Source organism: uncultured Sphingomonas sp., from assembly GCF_902806265.1.
Lineage (GTDB): Bacteria > Pseudomonadota > Alphaproteobacteria > Sphingomonadales > Sphingomonadaceae > Sphingomicrobium.
In genome coordinates this window covers 20,723-36,744 of the sequence record NZ_CADCVZ010000005.1, presented here as the reverse complement: position 1 = coordinate 36,744, position 16,022 = coordinate 20,723, and the positions used below count along the sequence as shown (strand labels likewise).

General features: G+C 67.5%; 18 protein-coding genes and 2 tRNA genes. 2 read left to right on the top strand and 18 right to left on the bottom strand.

Annotation, left to right across the window (positions count from 1 at the left end):
- Positions 1-85: 85 nt before the first annotated feature.
- The gene (locus QZX62_RS01560; RefSeq protein ID WP_294171685.1) at positions 86-607 is read left to right on the top strand and encodes a gamma carbonic anhydrase family protein; all 522 of its coding nucleotides are present in this window, start codon (positions 86-88) and stop codon (positions 605-607) included.
- 183 nt (positions 608-790) lie between these two features.
- Entirely contained in the window at positions 791-2,026 is a 1,236-nt protein-coding gene (locus tag QZX62_RS01555; protein ID WP_294171641.1) for a hypothetical protein, read from the top strand.
- On the opposite strand, the gene QZX62_RS01550 is transcribed toward QZX62_RS01555, so the two are convergent.
- The 18 genes from QZX62_RS01550 to QZX62_RS01465 all read right to left on the bottom strand — a co-directional run bounded on the left by QZX62_RS01550 (position 2,023) and on the right by QZX62_RS01465 (position 15,990).
- The gene (locus QZX62_RS01550; RefSeq protein WP_294171640.1) at positions 2,023-2,646 is read right to left on the bottom strand and encodes a DNA-3-methyladenine glycosylase 2 family protein; all 624 of its coding nucleotides are present in this window, start codon (positions 2,644-2,646) and stop codon (positions 2,023-2,025) included. The two genes, QZX62_RS01555 and QZX62_RS01550, sit on opposite strands and share 4 nt — an antisense overlap.
- Positions 2,646-3,389, bottom strand: a complete 744-nt coding sequence (gene rlmB, locus QZX62_RS01545; protein WP_294171639.1) for a 23S rRNA (guanosine(2251)-2'-O)-methyltransferase RlmB — start codon at positions 3,387-3,389, stop codon at positions 2,646-2,648. The genes QZX62_RS01550 and rlmB overlap by 1 nt, the downstream gene beginning before the upstream one ends.
- A gap of 12 nt (positions 3,390-3,401) precedes the next feature.
- Positions 3,402-4,091 (bottom strand): phosphate regulon transcriptional regulator PhoB, encoded by a 690-nt coding sequence (gene phoB / locus QZX62_RS01540; protein ID WP_294171638.1) that lies wholly within the window; start codon positions 4,089-4,091, stop codon positions 3,402-3,404.
- A gap of 74 nt (positions 4,092-4,165) precedes the next feature.
- Complete coding sequence (gene phoU, locus QZX62_RS01535; RefSeq protein WP_294171637.1) at positions 4,166-4,861, bottom strand: phosphate signaling complex protein PhoU; 696 nt, start codon at positions 4,859-4,861, stop codon at positions 4,166-4,168.
- 16 nt (positions 4,862-4,877) lie between these two features.
- Positions 4,878-5,624 (bottom strand): phosphate ABC transporter ATP-binding protein PstB, encoded by a 747-nt coding sequence (gene pstB, locus QZX62_RS01530; RefSeq protein WP_294171684.1) that lies wholly within the window; start codon positions 5,622-5,624, stop codon positions 4,878-4,880.
- Between the two features lie 232 nt (positions 5,625-5,856).
- Entirely contained in the window at positions 5,857-6,753 is an 897-nt protein-coding gene (pstA, locus tag QZX62_RS01525; RefSeq protein WP_294171636.1) for a phosphate ABC transporter permease PstA, read from the bottom strand.
- A complete protein-coding gene (pstC, locus tag QZX62_RS01520; protein WP_294171683.1) occupies positions 6,746-8,122 on the bottom strand; it encodes a phosphate ABC transporter permease subunit PstC in 1,377 nt (458 codons plus the stop codon). The genes pstA and pstC overlap by 8 nt, the downstream gene beginning before the upstream one ends.
- 24 nt (positions 8,123-8,146) lie before the next feature.
- Positions 8,147-9,175, bottom strand: coding sequence for a substrate-binding domain-containing protein (locus QZX62_RS01515; RefSeq protein WP_294171635.1), 1,029 nt, complete (start codon positions 9,173-9,175; stop codon positions 8,147-8,149).
- A gap of 135 nt (positions 9,176-9,310) precedes the next feature.
- Complete coding sequence (locus tag QZX62_RS01510) at positions 9,311-10,315, bottom strand: ATP-binding protein (RefSeq protein ID WP_294171634.1); 1,005 nt, start codon at positions 10,313-10,315, stop codon at positions 9,311-9,313.
- A 34-nt stretch (positions 10,316-10,349) separates the two neighbouring features.
- The gene (locus tag QZX62_RS01505; protein WP_294171632.1) at positions 10,350-10,778 is read right to left on the bottom strand and encodes a hypothetical protein; all 429 of its coding nucleotides are present in this window, start codon (positions 10,776-10,778) and stop codon (positions 10,350-10,352) included.
- A gap of 62 nt (positions 10,779-10,840) precedes the next feature.
- The gene (locus tag QZX62_RS01500) at positions 10,841-11,179 is read right to left on the bottom strand and encodes a hypothetical protein (RefSeq protein WP_294171630.1); all 339 of its coding nucleotides are present in this window, start codon (positions 11,177-11,179) and stop codon (positions 10,841-10,843) included.
- Positions 11,180-11,248: 69 nt separating this feature from the next.
- Positions 11,249-11,857 (bottom strand): helix-turn-helix transcriptional regulator, encoded by a 609-nt coding sequence (locus QZX62_RS01495; protein ID WP_294171629.1) that lies wholly within the window; start codon positions 11,855-11,857, stop codon positions 11,249-11,251.
- 241 nt (positions 11,858-12,098) lie between these two features.
- A complete protein-coding gene (locus QZX62_RS01490) occupies positions 12,099-12,644 on the bottom strand; it encodes an NADPH-dependent FMN reductase (protein ID WP_294171627.1) in 546 nt (181 codons plus the stop codon).
- Between the two features lie 104 nt (positions 12,645-12,748).
- On the bottom strand, positions 12,749-13,846 hold the full coding sequence (locus QZX62_RS01485) for an AI-2E family transporter (protein WP_294171626.1): 1,098 nt from the start codon (positions 13,844-13,846) through the stop codon (positions 12,749-12,751).
- 123 nt (positions 13,847-13,969) lie between these two features.
- Entirely contained in the window at positions 13,970-14,821 is an 852-nt protein-coding gene (ygiD, locus tag QZX62_RS01480) for a 4,5-DOPA dioxygenase extradiol (protein WP_294171623.1), read from the bottom strand.
- 53 nt (positions 14,822-14,874) lie between these two features.
- A tRNA-Tyr gene (locus QZX62_RS01475) sits at positions 14,875-14,960 on the bottom strand.
- A gap of 164 nt (positions 14,961-15,124) precedes the next feature.
- Positions 15,125-15,198, bottom strand: a tRNA-Gly gene (locus QZX62_RS01470).
- Positions 15,199-15,258: 60 nt separating this feature from the next.
- Positions 15,259-15,990, bottom strand: coding sequence for a hypothetical protein (locus tag QZX62_RS01465; RefSeq protein ID WP_294171622.1), 732 nt, complete (start codon positions 15,988-15,990; stop codon positions 15,259-15,261).
- Positions 15,991-16,022: the final 32 nt, after the last annotated feature.

Here is a 16,022-nt window from a genome sequence, read left to right as displayed (position 1 = left end):
GGAACACTTGGCTAGCGGGAGAAATCCCGCACGCAAAGCACAAGTTCATCGACATGGGGACAGGGTGACCGCTACGCTCGCGGCCATGCCGTTGTATCATTGGGAAGGCCGCGAGCCTGTGCTGGCCGCGGGAGCTTGGGCCGCGCCGTCTGCCGACCTGATCGGCGACGTTCGCCTGGGCGCGCGGACCAGCGTCTGGTTCGGGGCGGTGATCCGCGCGGACAACACGCCAATCATCGTGGGCGAGGAAAGCAACATCCAGGACGGGTCCGTGTGCCACTCCGACCCGCATGCGCCGCTGGTGATCGGGAGCCGGGTGACCATCGGGCACCAGGCGACACTGCACGGCTGCACGGTTGGGGACGGAGCCCTGATCGGCATGGGCGCGCGGGTGCTGAACGGCGCGCTGGTCGGACCCGGCTGCATCGTCGGCGCCGGCGCGCTGGTGACGGAGGGCAAGACGTTCGAGCCCGGCATGCTGATCGTCGGTGCACCAGCGCGGATCGCGCGGCAGCTGAATGAACGGGAAGTGGCGGTGCTGCAGGCCTCCGCCGCACATTACGCAGAAAAGGCGGTGCGTTATGCGGCGGGGCTCCGTTTGAGTTAAGCGCCAATTCGCCCAACCGATTGCGCGCCGCGCTGGGCATGGCACGAGATGCTTGTGCCTCTGCGCTCGGCAGGGCATGAGGCGCGGCTGACACAGGCTGGGTTCAGGCGCCGCGCGGCAGCGCTTCAATGGCCCGCCGGCTCTAACGAGGTTCGATCACCGTCAGTGTTTTGCGGATTTCGCTTGCCTGTTCTGCTGCTTGTCGGCGCGCTGGTCGCGTCGGCCGAGGCGCCCGCGTCCGCTCAGAGCAATGTGGTCGCGCCGCCGCCACCGCCGCGCGAAGGCACCGTCGGTCCCGAGCAGCTGCGCGACTTTTCGCTGGGCGGATCAAACACTCAGCGGACCGAGCCGGCCGAGCAACCTCCGCCGCAGCAGAGCGCTCCGGTCACCAGCCCCGATCGTCCCGCGGTCGCGCGCCGGACGCCTACGCCGGTCACCAACTCGCCCACTGAACGGGAGGGCGTGGCGGAGCGCGCGCCGGCTGGCAGCGCGCCCGCGTCCGGGTCCGCGCCTGCGACCGCAGCTGCCCCGACCACCTCGCTCGCGCTGCCGCCACCAACTCCGGCGCCGTCCGCATCCTTTGACTTCAACTCGCCGGGCTTTGGTACGCCACCTAGCGGGCCGGCCGTGCCGGCTCTGCCACCGCCGGTCAGCGAAGAAAACGGCGCTTCCATGTGGCCGTGGCTGCTCGCCTTTGCAGTGGTGATTGCCGGCGGCTTGTTCCTGTGGAGCCGGCGGCGCACGGGCTCGGATGGTCAGCTTGAGGACGGCGCCTTGGCCTTTGCCGGCGCTGCTCCGGCACCGCCCGCGCCCCGTCCGGAGCCGCGGCCCGCCGCACCTCGGGCTGCGGCGCCCTCCGCGCAGCCCGCACCGGCCCTCGCGCTTAGCCATCCCAAGGGCGTAGGCATCGTGTCGACGCGGCTGCGGCCATGGCTGGACCTAGAGGTGCAAGTCGCGGCCGCCGCGCTGACGGAGGAAGAGCTCCAGCTCCATCTGCAGCTGGTGGTTGCCAATAGCGGCAGCGTGCCTGCCCGGCAGGTGGGCGTGGAGGTCCTGCCCCTGAACGCCGGGCCCGATCAGGATCGCGAGCTCGCCACCTTCTTCGCCCGGCCCGACCCGCAGCCGCAGGCGGCCGAGATGATCGCGCCGCTCGACCAAGCCGTGTTGCAGACGGTGGTGCGGATGCCCCGGACAGCGTTCCGCGAATATGCCGCCGGCGAGGGCCGGGTGCTGGTTCCGCTGGTAGCGCTAAACGTCGTCTACCGCGCCGGCAACAGCATGGGTCGCACCTCCAGGGCGTATCTGATCGGGCGCGGAGCGGCTGACAGTGAGAAGCTCGGGCCGTTGCGCACCGATCCGGGTCCGCGCGAGTTCCGCGGGATGGTCGCGCGATCGCTACCCGGCGGCGTGCGCCGCTAAAGCGCCGTTCCCACCGAATTGTAGCTGTGCCAGGCGAGCACGGCGGCGGCGCCGCGGTGCGGGCGCCAGGGCTCGGCCAGTTCACGCAGCGCCTTTTCGCTCGGCTTGGCCTCGAGGCCGAGCAGCCGACCGACCTCCACCTGCACAGCAAGATCGCCCGCGGGCCAGACATCGGCGCGGCCTTCCGCGAACAGCAGGTAGATCTCCGCGGACCAGCGGCCGATGCCCTTGATCCGGGTGAGCAGTGCCACCGCTTCCTCGTCGTCGTCGGGTAGCTTGTCGAGGTCGAGCTCGCCCGAGACGATCAGCTGCGCGAGCGATCGGAGGTAGCCGGCCTTTTGCCGGGATTGGCCGAGCGCGCGCAGCTCCTCGTCGCTCGCCAGCAAGACGCGGCCGAGATCCGGCGGCGAGCCGTAGGCGGCTTCCAGCTTGCTCCACATGGACCTCGCGGCGGCGACGCTGACCTGCTGCCCGACGATGGTCCGCATCAGGGTCGCGGCGCCCGGCTCGCTGTTGCGCGGCTCGGGATGGCCGTGGCGGTCGAGCACCGCGGCGAAGGCGGGCTCGGCGGCCTGGAGGTGAGCAAGGCCGGCGTCGAGGCTGTCGCGCGTGCGGACCATCAGGCTACGCTCGCGGCATAGAGGGCTACCGCCGCCGCGTTTGACACGTTGAGGCTTTCCACCGCATCGCTGATCGGCAGGCGGGCAAGCGCGTCGCAATGTTCGCGCGTGTTCTGCCGCATGCCCGGCCCTTCCGCGCCCAGCACCAGCGCTACCTTGGCCGGCCCCAGCGCATCCTTGAGGTCGCTGTCGGCCTCGCCGGCCAGGCCGATGCGCCAGAAACCCGCTTCGGCGATCTCGTCCAGAGCGCGAGCTAGATTGACGACCCGCGCCCATGGCACCCGCTCCAGCGCGCCCGACGCGGCCTTGGCCAGCGCGCCGCTCTCAGGTGGCGAGTGACGGTCCTGAGTAACGATGCCCAGCGCGCCGAAGGCAGCGGCCGAGCGCAGGATCGCCCCGACATTGTGCGGGTCCGTGACCTGATCGAGTACCAGCAGCGCCGCCCGCTCGTCCGCCTGGGCGAGCAGGTCGCCGAGCCAGACGTCCTCCAGCGGCTCGACCTCCACGACCACGCCCTGATGCGGCGCGTCGCCCGGCACGAGGCGGCCGAGGTCCGGCGCCTCTGCCATGGTCACGGGCAGGTCGGCCGGGAACTGCATGAACTCGGCCGCTTCCTGCGTCGCCCAGGCTTTCAGCACCCGTCGTTCCGGGTTGTCCAGCGCCGCCGCCACCGCATGCTTGCCCCAGAAGCGCGGGCGGTTGGCGGTGCCGTGGGACTGGTGCGACTTCTTGCGGCGGGACATGCCGCCCTTTGCTTAGCTCAAGCCGTCGGCGTCAAGCGCATAGCCCGCGCTGCGGACCGTCCGGATCAGGTCGGGTTCGCCGATCGCCAGGCGCAGCCGACGGATGTGCACGTCCACCGTGCGCAGCTCGATCTCCTCGCTGTGCGGCCAGACGGTCTCCAAGAGTTGCTGCCGCGAGAAGACTCGGCCCGGGTTCTCCAGAAAGTGGCGCAGCAGCCGGTACTCGGTCGGTCCGAGCTGCACCGGGCGGCCACTGCGGCGCACCCGATGCCCCGCAAGGTCCATCTCCAGCCCAGCGTACTCGAGCGTCTCGGCGGCCAGGGCTGGCCGGACCCGGCGCAGCACGGCACCCGCGCGGGCGACGAGTTCCTTCGGGCTGAACGGCTTGGTGACATAATCGTCGGCGCCCGTCTCCAGCCCGCGGATGCGATCCGCTTCTTCGCCGCGGGCGGTGAGCATGACGATCGGCAGGTTGGCCGTGGCCGGACGGCGGCGCAGGCGGCGGCAGACTTCGATGCCGCTGACGCCCTCGATCATCCAGTCGAGCAGCACCAGGTCGGGCTTGACCTCGTCGGCCAGGATCAGCGCTTCCTCTCCATCGCCGGTGCGGGTGATGTTATAGCCGGCCCGCTCGAAGTGGAAGCTGATGAGATCGGCGAGCGGCCGGTCGTCCTCGACCAGCAGAAGGTGGCGGTTGGTCACGGCTTTCCTCGCTCGCCCTTGGACTTCACGCTCGCGCTTCGCGCAGGACGAGCAAAGGATGGCCCCGGCGCAGCTTAAGCCGCCACTGAGTCCGCGCCCTTGACCCGCTCGCCCATGTGGCGCCCGGTTGCGGCGTAGTAGACCATCTCGGCAATGTTGGTGGCGTGGTCGCCGACGCGCTCCAGGTTCTTGGCGACGAACAGCAGGTGGGTGGCATGACGAATGGAGTGCGTGTCCTCCATCATGTGCGTAAGCAGGGTGCGGAAGATGCTGTCGTAGAAATCGTCAACGGCCTTGTCGCGCTCGCACACTCGGAGCGCGGCTTCCGCGTCTCGATTGACGAACGCGTTCAGCACCTCGTGCACCATCTGTGAAGCGATGCGAGCCATTTCGGGCAGCAACGACAAGGGTTCGATCTTGCCGGCGTCTTCGAGGACGGCAACGCGCTTGGAGATGTTCTTGGCATAATCGCCGATCCGCTCAACCACGCCCGAAATCTTGAGGGCCGCGACGACGTCGCGGAGGTCGCCGGCCATGGGCGCGCGCAGGGCGATGAGCTGCACCACCCGCTTTTCCGTTTCGATCTCCAGCGCGTCGAGCTTCTTGTCGTCCTCGATCACTCGGTGCGCGCCGTCGACGTCGCGGTCGACCAGGCAGCGCATCGCCTCGCCGATGGCGTGCTCGGCCAGCCCGCCCATCTCGCTGATGAGCGCGCGCAGCCGGTCGAGATCCTCGTCGAACGCCTTCAGCGTATGTCCCTGGGTCGCCATGGGTATGAAGCTCCGATCAGCCGTAGCGGCCGGTGATGTAATCTTGGGTGCGCTGCTCGCGCGGGTTGGTGAAGATATCGCTGGTGCGGTTGTATTCGATCAGCTCGCCGAGGTGGAAAAAGGCGGTGCGTTGAGAGACGCGCGCAGCCTGCTGCATATTGTGGGTGACGATGGCGATGGCGTAGCGCCCGCGCAGTTCGTGGATCAGCTCCTCGATCTTGGCGGTGGCGATTGGGTCGAGCGCCGAGCACGGCTCGTCCATCAGGATCACCTCCGGATCGACTGCGATCGCCCGGGCGATGCACAAGCGCTGCTGCTGACCGCCGGATAGGGCGGTGCCGCTTTCCTGCAGTCGATCCTTGACCTCGTCCCACAGGCCGGCGCGCCGCAGCGACTTCTCGACGATGCCGTCCAGCTCGCTCTTGCCCTGGGCGAGCCCGTGGATGCGCGGGCCGTAGGCGACGTTCTCGTAGATCGATTTGGGAAAGGGGTTGGGCTTCTGGAACACCATGCCCACGCGGGCGCGGAGCTGCACCACGTCCATGTCGGGCGCGTTGATGTCGTGGCCGTCGAGCTCGATCTGGCCCGCGACCCGCGCCCCGGCGATGGTGTCGTTCATCCGGTTGAGGCAGCGCAGGAAAGTCGACTTGCCGCAGCCGGACGGTCCGATGAAGGCGGTCACGCGATCGTCGTGCACCTCGATCGATACATCCTTGAGCGCCTGCTTGTCGCCATAGAAGACGCTGACCCGGTCGGCCCGCATCTTGGGCGTGCGCCCGGCGGCAGGCTCGGCCGTGTCCTGCGGCTCGGGCGAGGGCGTTTCGACCGTGATCGGCGCGGGTCCCGCAGCCGGTTCGGGCCGGTCGGTCCAGGCCGCATCCTCCTTGGCGATCCCCGCATCGTCGCGCGCCGCGTCGGCAGCGATGGCGGTGGACGGGAAGGGCACCGCCGAGTTGGTGGTGATCGGCTGTTTTTCCTGGGTCATGGTCATGGGTCTACCAGCGGCGCTCGAAGCGGTTGCGGAGATAGATGGCGAGGCCGTTCATCAGCAGCATGAAGACGAGCAGCACGATAATGGCGGCGCTGGTCTTCTCGACGAAGCCGCGGCTGACCTCGTCCGACCAGAGGAAGATTTGGACGGGCAGCACCGTTGCGGGGTCGCTGATCCCCTGAGGCGGCGCGGCGATAAAGGCGCGCATGCCGATCATCAGCAGCGGCGCGGTCTCGCCCAGCGCGCGGGCCATGCCGATGATAGTGCCGGTCAGGATGCCGGGCAGGGCGAGCGGCAGTACGTGATGGAACACGACCTGCATCTTGGATGCGCCAACGCCCAGCGCCGCGTCGCGGATCGACGGGGGCACCGACTTGATCGCGTTGCGCCCGGCGATCACGATCACCGGCATGGTCATCAGCGCGAGCGTCAGCCCGCCCACCAGCGGGGCCGAGCGCGGCAGGTGCAGCACGTTCAGGAACACCGCGAGCCCGAGCAGGCCGAAGATGATCGACGGCACCGCGGCAAGGTTGTTGATGCTGACCTCGATAAGGTCAGTCCAGCGGTTCCGCGGTGCAAACTCTTCCAGGTAGACGGCGGACAGCACCCCCACTGGAAAGGCCAGACCGATCGTCACCAGGATCGTCAGAAAGCTGCCCTTGAGCGCGCCCCAAACGCCCGCCATGGCCGGGTCGGTCGAGTCGGACCCGGCGAGAAACGTCGCGCTCAGCCCCCCCACTCCGCGGACGAGCATGGTGGCGAGTAGGAAGACGAGGAACGCCACGCTGATACCGACGGCGAGCAGGCCGAGCAGCTTGAACCGGCGTTCGGCGGCATAGCGCTTGGCCACGCGGCGCTGCGCGTCCTCGCCGGACCAGCGCGTGAGGGCAACGCTATTCATAAGCTTCCCGATACCTGCGAACCACCCGCAGCGCGATAAGGTTCAGGACCAGCGTGATGAGGAACAGCACCAAGCCGAGCGCAAACGCGGCGAGCGTCTTGGGACTATCGAATTCCTGATCGCCCGTGAGCAACTGAACGATCTGCGTGGTCACGGTAGTCACGCTGTCGAACGGATTGATCGTCAGGTTGGCGGCGAGCCCCGCGGCCATGACCACGATCATGGTCTCGCCGATCGCCCGGCTGACCGCCAGCAGAACGCCGCCGACCACGCCGGGAAGGGCGGCCGGGAGCACCACCTTCTTGATCGTCTCCGACCGGGTGGCGCCCAGCGCCAGGCTGCCGTCGCGCATCGACTGGGGAACGGCGGCGATGCTGTCGTCGGCCATGGAGGACACCAGGGGGATGATCATGATGCCCATCACTAGGCCGGCGGCCAGCGCGCTTTCGGACGAAGCCGAGCCGATGCCGAGCGCAATGCCAAGATCGCGCACCAGTGGGGCGACCGTCAGCGCGGCGAAATAGCCATACACCACCGTCGGAACCCCGGCGAGGATCTCCAGCGCCGGCTTGAGCACCGACCGCAGCTTGGCCGGCGCATATTGGGTCAGAAAGATCGCGCTCATGAGGCCGAGCGGGATCGCCACGATCATGGCGATAATCGCGCCGATGAAGATGGTGCCCCAGAACAGCGGAATGGAGCCGAACGCACCCGAACTTCCGGCCTGGTCGGCCCGCAGCGCGGTCTGCGGCGACCACTGCGTCCCGAACAGGAACTCCGAGGGCGATACCATGGAGAAGAAGCGCAGCGACTCGAAAAGGAGGGACAGCACGATCCCAAGCGTGGTGAGAATGGCGATCAGCGAGGCCCCGACCAGCGCGCCCATCACCCAGCGCTCGACGCCGCTGCGGGCGCGAAAGCCCGGATGCACCCGGGTCAGGGCCCAGGCACCGCCAGCCAGCGCCAGCAGGATCGCGAGCCCCCCGCCGATCCAGGCGTAATGCGCCAGTGTTGCGCGGTAGACCGGCGCAAGCGCCGTCGATTCCGGATTGAACCCCGCTTCCCGCTGGCCCGCAGCGATCTCGTAGGCTTCCGACAGGATGGTGTCGCGCACCATGTCGAACTCGGGCAGCTGCTGCCCAGCCGGACTGGCAAGGACTGCCTGCTCGACCAATCGGTTCTGGATCGGCGACCAAGCCGCCAGGGCGAGCAGCGCAGGCAGGGCTGCCCATAGAAAGACGTAGCCGGCATGGTAGGCCGGCAGGCTGTTAAGGCGCGATCCACCGCTGCGCATACCCCGAGCCCTGCTGCGGCCCAGGTAAGCGAAAGCGACGGCAATCGCCAGAACGGCGGCAAGCGCGATCGTCAGGGTCACGGTGCCGCCGTTTCCCGACTATTTCAGCGCGGCCGCGTCGAGCGGCTGCATGGCGCTCGCCTGCGCAGCCGCTGCCTGCGCTTCGGCACCGCCGAACGGCACCAGCCCGCGCTTCTGCAGCTCGCCGCCCGAACCCCACATGCGGGCATATTCCGCCGTGAAGGTCTTGAGCGCCGGTTTGGCCTGCAGATGCTCGCCCTTGACGTAGACGTAGAGCTTGCGGGCACCCGGGTAGCTCAGGTTCTGGATCGTCTGCTCCGTCGGCAGCACGCCGCCGATCTCGACTGGGCGGATCTTGTCAGCGTTCTCCGCCAGGAAGCTGTAGCCGAGCACGCCCACTGAGCCGGGGTCGCCCGCAACCTTCTGCACCAGTAGATTGTCGTTCTCGCCGGCCTCAACGAACAGGCCGTCCTCGCGAACCTTGGTGCAGACGTCCTTGTGCTGCGCCTCGTCGGTCTTTTTGAGCTCCTTCATCGCGGGATCGCTTTCGCAACCCTTGGTGAGGATGAGCTCGGCCAAGCTGTCGCGCGTGCCGGAAGTAGGTGGGGGGCCGAGCACCCGGATCTTGACGGGCGGCAGCGAGGGATTGACGTCCCGCCAGGTCTGCGCGGTGTTGGTACCCTTGCCGAACGGATTGGCGGCGATCGCCTTGTAGATGTCGGCAACGGTCAGCTTGAGCTGCGGCGCGCCGTTCGCCTCGATCAGGGTCAGGCCGTCGATGCCGATCGGCAGCTCGATCACGTTGCGAACGCCCGCTGCGGTGCAGGCGTCATATTCGCTCTTCTTTATGGCGCGCGAAGCGTTGACCATGTCCGGGAACTGCTCGCCTACCCCGCCGCAGAACAGCTTGATGCCGGCCCCGGTACCCGTCGACTCGACGATCACGCGGGTGCCGCGGTTAGCCCGCATAAAGCTTTCGGCGACGGCCGTGGTGAACGGATAAACAGTGGATGAGCCGACCGCCTGCAGTTCACCGGCGGCGCCACCCTGGCTGCCACCGCTGCCGCCTTCGCCCCCGCTGCCGCAGGCTACGAGAAGCGCTGTCAAAGGCAGCGCAAGAGCAATCTTGTTCATGTATCAGCTAAACTCCCTAGCGGGCGTGCGAAGCCCGCTCCCCACGCGCCTCTACCCAGCAGGCTCGGTCGTCTGTGTGACGCTGAGTTTGCGGTTTTGTGACAAGGTTCAGGACTTGGGCAGCCGCACCTGCACCTCGGTTCCCTCGCCTGGCTCGCTGACAATGGTGAGCGTGCCCCGGTGCCGCTCGACGATATGTTTAACAATGGCGAGCCCCAGGCCGGTGCCGCCCGAAGCGCGGCTGCGCGCCGCATCCACCCGGTAGAAGCGCTCGGTCAGCCGGGGGAGATGAACCGCGGCGATGCCGTCCCCACGATCGCTGACGCTGAGCAGAACGCCATCGCCCTCGCGCTGCACCCGCACGGTCGCCTCGGGCGCGGCCGGGCTGCAGCCGTAGCGGACGGCGTTGCCGACCAAATTGTCGGCGAGTTGCACCAGCTGAGTGAGATCGCCGGGAACACGGTTCAGCCCATCGTCCACTTCCACGACGATCCGGCATCCGCGACTGGCAGCTAGGTGTTGCCCGTTCCCGGCAGCAATCCGGGCGACCTCGCCCAAGTCGACCCGTCCGCCCGGCACAACAAAGCGATCCGCCTCGACCCGCGACAGGCTCATCAGATCTTCCACGATCCGCAGCATGCGCCGCGCCTCGTCATGAATCGTCCGGGCGAAGCGGCCGCGATGCTCGGGCGCCAGGCCGCCGTCCTCGGCCAAGGTCTCGGAATAGCCGATGATAGTGGCCAACGGCGTGCGCAGTTCATGGCTGGCGTTGGCGACGAAATCGACCCGCATCTTCTCGGCGGCCCGGGTGGCCGAACGGTCGGTAAGCCGCACCAGCAGAAGCTCCGGCTCAAGCGGCCGGACGTGCATGTCCCAGCTTCGCTCCAGCCCGCCGATGCCGCTGACTTCGAGGTCGGCGGAACGAGCCGCGAGCACTGCGCGGAGCGCCTGCGGCTGTCGGATCGCGAGGCGAACGTCGGTAGCCAGGATACTCTCGCCCAACAGGCGAAGCGCCGCACCGTTGGCAGCAACCGTGCGTTCCCGGTGAACCAGCAGAGCCGGCTCCTCCAGCGCGTCGAGAAGGGCGATGGTTGGCAGCGGGACCGGGCTCATGGCCGCGCTGTAGCCGCGATGCCGACGCAAGCAACTAGCTGGAGGAAGGCCTCAATGTTCCGTAGCGGCCGGTGCGTAAAGCCGCGACCACCAAAATCAGGAGAATGGGATAGCTCCAGAACCGCATGGCCGCCGCGTACGCCAGATCCACCAACTGGGGCTGCAGAATGCGAAGCGCGTGGGCCAGTACGGTGGTGAGCTGAAGACCGCTCACCCAGAGCGGCCAAAAGCGGTCAGAACGAACTGCGATGCTCACGAACGCCAGCAGAACGCCGATGTCGACCAGGGCCACCCAGGTCTCCACCTGCTTGAAGCCGGCTGCATAGGGCGTGACGAGAACGACGGACAACAGGGTAGCGCACAGGCAAATCAGCGCGGCGCCACGGGTCTCTCGATCGCCTTGCCGGAATGCCGCAAAGAGGACGATGAGCAGAAGAGCCCAATAAATGACGATCCTGATCATCGTCCCCCCATCGCGTTCAAAGAGCTAAGCTCGCCAAACATGGTTTGGCTGTGTCCTTCGGATCAGCCAACGGCGCGCAGCTGAGCCTTCTGCGGCGGGCATTCCCCGCCATCACCGAACCCAACCGTCCGCAGTCCGGGGACTTGGTTTTTGGCTTCGACCAGCGACGCGTGGGCACCGGCCATATCGCCCCGCGCCGCGACCAGCCCCTGCAGCGCCGAGGCGACCTGGGCGAGCGCGTCATGGCCGGTGCCGATGCCGACGCCGGCGACGGCGCGGGCGCGGATCAGGCGGCTCTGCAGCTCGGCCAGTTCGATAAGTGCGGATTCGATGCAGTCCTCCACGGCGCGAACCTGCGTGGCGACTTCGCGGGCTGACTGCTGGATCTCAAATTTGCGCATGATCTCTCCTCTCCGACAAGGCGCGTTAGGCGCTTCGGACCGTTGGCCGGAGAAGATAGAGCGGGCGACCTAGTGACCGGCCAGCCTGGCGAGACTTTCGAGACCCGCGAGGTACATGCCGGCTGAGAAGCTGGCGCCCATTGCGATCGACAGGATCCACAACAGCCGCTGGCCCACGCTCATCTCGTTCCGGGGATGACTCCTGGTTGACCACGGCGGTACCAGGAAGGGCCGGGACACCAGCGTCCCCTGCTCGGTTTCGAGGCCGATGGGCCCGACCCCTCCTGCACGATCAGCGTGCCGAATCTGAAAACTGATCGCCCCATCCGTTTCGCCGGGTTCGCCCGGTTCGTCGATGTGCGACGGTTGATGTATCAATCGTTGATATGGCTGCGCCTGCGCCACCAGCCGGGCCGCTTCCTGGCGCTTGGAGACCCCAAGCGTCTTGATCGCCCCGCGGATGCGCTGGTCCACAGTATGCGGCGAAATGCCGAGTTCGGCTGCGATTTCCTTGGAATTCAGGTGTTCGTCGACCAGACGGAGAACCTGGAGCTGCCCTTCGGACAGCCGTCCAACACGCTCTGCCGCGTGGGCCGGGGGTTCTCCCGCGCTCTTCTCCAAGCCTCGGCGAAGGCTCATTACTCGTTGGCTTTCATTCACTTGTTCGGCGGCAAGCATGTTGTCCCGCTACCATAGTTGGAGCACGGGAATCGAGCTTTTTGAGGTTCGAACGTTCGACCGCCGACGGCAGCTTTCCAATTGGCCTCGGCCCATGCCGATTGATTCGGCGCGGAGGGCCAGCTCGGTGCGTGACAAACGCTTAGAGCAGCCGGTCGACCTGGAGGGCTGGCAGCCCGACAAGGATGCGCTGCTGCCGATGGCTGCCACCGCCGCGACCGCGAAGGGTGCCGGCGCGCCATCACCGTCGGGGGTGGAGCCTCACCCAGGCCAGGAACTTGTTGATCCAGTCGCCCAGGAACTCCCGGCTGTCCTCCCCGATGTTGCCCCCTTCGTCGACCAGCCCGTCCTTCCATTGCAGAAAGACCTCGGGCTGGCCGAGCGTCGGCATGTCGAGGTAGGCCAGGATATTTCGGAGATGCTGCTGCGCGGTAGCGGTGCCGATCGCGCCGACCGACACGCCGAGGATTCCGGCCGGCTTGCCCGCCCACGCGCCGAGGCCATAGGGCCGCGAGGCGTGGTCGATCGCGTTCTTGAGCACGCCGGGAACCGAGCGGTTGTACTCGGGCGTCGCGAACATCACTCCGTCGGCGCCCGCGATCTCCTCCTTCAGCCGCCGCACGGGCGGTGCCTGATCCTTGTCGTCGTCCTGGTTGTAGGGAGGCAGATCGTCGATTCGGCTTATGGCGAACTGCACCTCTGCCGGAGCGAGCCGGGTCATGGCGTGCGCGACCCGGGCGTTATACGAACCCTCCCGGAGGCTTCCGATCATCAGGGCGACGCGCATGCCATTCTCCCGCGGCAGGGTGGTGAGGGTAGAGGAACGCCTCGCAACGGGGCCCCGGTTCCCGAGCACGATCGCAAGGGCGAAGAAAGGCTGCGTCGGCTGGACTAGGCTTCGGCTTCCGCGTCTTGGTGTCGGTGCCGAGCAGCGTCCGCTCGTGCCTGATGAGACAAGGCGTAAGGCGCGCCATCGTTGGACAGGAGCACCGCGACCCACCGCGAGCTGTCGAACTTGGCGCAGATCAGCATCAGGATCAGGGTCAGCGGGACGGACAGGAACGCACCGGGCATGCCCCACAGCGCGGTCCAGAAAGCGAGGGACAGCAGCGTTGCCACCGGGCTGATGTTCTGGGTCTGCGCCTGCATGGTCGGATAGACGAGATTGCCGACCACGAACGCGATGACTTGGATACCACCGAAGATGATGATCGCGGGCCACAATGTCGGGAACTGCAGCAGCGCGAACAGCGCCGGCGCGACCGAGCCGATCGTCACTCCAAGGATCGGGATGAACGACAAGAGGAACAGCACGAATGTCCAGAACAGCGCGTTGTCGAGCCCGACTGCGAACATGATTAGCGCCGACCCGCCGGCCAGCATCAATCCGGTGAGGGTCTGCACCCAGATGTAGGTCTCGATGTCCTCGCCGACCTGCTCCAGGCCTTGCAGGATGGCGGAAGACTGCGCCCGTGACGCCGCCATGTTGCGGACCTTGCGTGCGACCTTCTGCCGTTCGGCGAGCAGGAACACGAAGTAGAGGATCACCAGCACCAGCGCCGAGAACAGGCCCTGAACTCCGGTCAGGAGCCGCCCCGCCAGCTGCGGCAGGCTGACCTGGCCGATCACCGTCGAGACATGCAGCGGCTGTTCGACGCCCCAGGTCCGCCGCGCATCCTGCAACAGGCCCTCGATGCGCGCGACCAGCGCCGGGCCTTGGCCAACCATCTGGGTGACCCCTTGCACCAGCACATAGATCGCGATCGCCGAGGTGACGATGATGGTGAGAGCCGCGAGCACCGCGACCAGCCAGTCCGGCATCCAGCGCCACCGATGGCCGATCGCCCGAACCAGGGCTTGGACCAGAACGACCAGGACCATGGCGACAACCAAAGGTATGATGATGTTACGCAGGAAATAGAGCAGCGCCAGGCTGGCCGCAGTTCCGATGATCACCGACGCGATGCCGATCTGACGGCGGCTGTTCACGCGGCCTCTCTCCCCCGTTTGACGCCAAGCCGCTCCTGCATAGCCGCAATCCTGGCGGAGTGCTCCCGTAACTTCGCGCCGGCACGAAGCGCTTAGTCCCGGACCGCGGTTCCAGGGTGCCCGTCACATGTTGGTTTGGTCCGGCGGCACGCCCGCTGGCAGCGGGGCGGCGCAGGTTGCGTCCTTGCGCACTGCGAGCTCCGCGCCGAGGCCGTAGCAGGTCATCGAGACCGATCCCATCGCATAGCCGCGCACCAGCGGCTCCAGCGGCGCCCCGGCCGCCGAGGCCAGGCCGGCGGCGTAGAGCAGCGGGATGAAATGGTCGGGCGTGGGCACCGCCAGGTCGTAATCCTCATGCTCCCGCAGGCGCAGAACGTCGCCCGGCTCGCGAGCGAGCTGCTCGATCGCTGCGTCGTCGAACCGCTCGGCCCAGTCGTACGCTAGGTCGCGCTGATCCCATTGCAGCCGCCGGAGGTTGTGAACCACGTTGCCGCTGGCGACCACCAGGATGCCCCGCTCGCGCAAGGGTGCCAGGCGGGCGGCCAAGGCGAGATGATAGTCGAGCGGGCGCAAGGCGTTGATGGACAGCTGCACCACCGGCACGTCTGCCTCGGGGTACATATGTGCGAGCACCGACCAGGTGCCGTGGTCCAATCCCCATTGGTCGCGGTCAAGGCCCACCCACTCGGGCTTGACCACCTCCGCGACTTCCTCAGCCAGCTCCGGATCACCACGGGCCGGGTAGTCGAACTCGAACAGCTGCGGCGGGAAACCATAAAAATCGTGAATGGTCCGGGGTGCGGGCATGGCGGTGACGGCGGTCGCACCGAAGAACCAATGCGCCGAGATCACCAGCAACGCCCGGGGCCTCGGCAGATGCTGTCCGAACGCCCGCCACGCGTCGGTAAAGCCATTTCGCTCGAGCGTGTTCATCGGACTTCCATGACCGATGAACAGGGCAGGCATCTTGTCCATGAGGCACCTCCGCAGCGATCAGTTCGTCAACGCCCGGCAGCCGCTCGGGGCTGTGGTGGAGAGGGCTGGATTCGAACCAGCGTACGCTTGCGCGGGCAGATTTACAGTCTGCTGCCTTTAACCACTCGGCCACCTCTCCACGAGGTGAGGCGCGCCAAATGGCGGCGGGGGAGAGGCGTGTCAACGCCGAAGCCTTGGGCGGCCGGGACGAAGGCCAAGGCGCGTGCCGATCCCCGCCGGGCGACATGCCTCCGGCATGTCGCTTGACCCGGCGCGCTCCATCTTCCGCCGTCAGGCGGCAGATGGAGCGGGTGAAGGGAATCGAACCCTCGTCGTAAGCTTGGAAGGCTTCTGCTCTACCATTGAGCTACACCCGCGTGCCCGACCGCTTGCCATGGCGGCGGGCGACGGGTCAACCGCTTGCGTGGGCGAGACCGTCAGCTGAGCGGCTTGAACCCGTCCCGGTCGAGGTGGCCCTCGATCCGCCGCCGCAGCACTTGATGCTGCTCGCGCCCGGAGCCCGCCAGCCGGTCGTAGCGCTCGACGCTGTCGGCGGTGAAGTCAGCCAGGAGGTGCAGCAGCTCGTCGACCGCCGCACCGCGTTCGAACCGGCGCAGCGGAAGGCAGGTGAGCTGCGTGTCGATAAGCTCGGGGATGCGCTTGCCGATCAGCAGCTGCAGCTCATGCACCTGCGGATCGAGCGACTGAGCGGGAAGGGCCCGCCAAACGGAGGCCAGCTGTTGTTCGAGCCTGCGTACTTCGGGCGCGCGGGTGCCGGCGACCTGCGCCAGGCCGCTCCATGCGGCATCGAGGCGGGCCGGCTCCGGGGTTCGACCGCCAGCCACAGCTTGCTCGAACGGCCTGCGCAAGGCGGCCCGGCGCCGGCGCCCGCGCCGCCACTCGGCGATCCGCGAGACCAGGAAGAAGGCGGGAAGCCACAGGGCAACGGCCGCCAACGACGTCACCAGCAACTGCACGAGCCCGCCGCTCGTCGCCACTGCGCCGAGCAGAATAGCGGCAACCACCGCAACCATGCCGCCGACCGCCAGCCGCGCGAGCAGGCTCGCCGCGCGGCGGTACAGGTCGGCGCCGAAGCCGCCCAGCCCGGGCAGTTGCCCACGCGAGCGGACGGCGTAGGTAACGGCATGAAGGGCAAGGGTGCGCATCATAACAAGGCTAATGTGTTGCGGGCCGCGGCCTC

Excerpts from the sequence above, each read along its gene's own strand:
- QZX62_RS01490 (WP_294171627.1), bottom strand. The coding sequence starts at position 12,644 with ATGCGCGTCGCCCTGATGATCGGAAGCCTCCGGGAGGGTTCGTATAAC.
- QZX62_RS01500 (WP_294171630.1), bottom strand. The coding sequence starts at position 11,179 with ATGCGCAAATTTGAGATCCAGCAGTCAGCCCGCGAAGTCGCCACGCAG.
- ygiD (WP_294171623.1), bottom strand. The coding sequence starts at position 14,821 with ATGGACAAGATGCCTGCCCTGTTCATCGGTCATGGAAGTCCGATGAAC.
- phoU (WP_294171637.1), bottom strand. The coding sequence starts at position 4,861 with ATGGCGACCCAGGGACATACGCTGAAGGCGTTCGACGAGGATCTCGAC.
- QZX62_RS01505 (WP_294171632.1), bottom strand. The coding sequence starts at position 10,778 with ATGATCAGGATCGTCATTTATTGGGCTCTTCTGCTCATCGTCCTCTTT.
- QZX62_RS01560 (WP_294171685.1), top strand. The coding sequence starts at position 86 with ATGCCGTTGTATCATTGGGAAGGCCGCGAGCCTGTGCTGGCCGCGGGA.
- QZX62_RS01510 (WP_294171634.1), bottom strand. The coding sequence starts at position 10,315 with ATGAGCCCGGTCCCGCTGCCAACCATCGCCCTTCTCGACGCGCTGGAG.
- QZX62_RS01550 (WP_294171640.1), bottom strand. The coding sequence starts at position 2,646 with ATGGTCCGCACGCGCGACAGCCTCGACGCCGGCCTTGCTCACCTCCAG.
- QZX62_RS01495 (WP_294171629.1), bottom strand. The coding sequence starts at position 11,857 with ATGCTTGCCGCCGAACAAGTGAATGAAAGCCAACGAGTAATGAGCCTT.
- QZX62_RS01465 (WP_294171622.1), bottom strand. The coding sequence starts at position 15,990 with ATGATGCGCACCCTTGCCCTTCATGCCGTTACCTACGCCGTCCGCTCG.
- rlmB (WP_294171639.1), bottom strand. The coding sequence starts at position 3,389 with ATGTCCCGCCGCAAGAAGTCGCACCAGTCCCACGGCACCGCCAACCGC.
- pstA (WP_294171636.1), bottom strand. The coding sequence starts at position 6,753 with ATGAATAGCGTTGCCCTCACGCGCTGGTCCGGCGAGGACGCGCAGCGC.
- pstB (WP_294171684.1), bottom strand. The coding sequence starts at position 5,624 with ATGCGGGCCGACCGGGTCAGCGTCTTCTATGGCGACAAGCAGGCGCTC.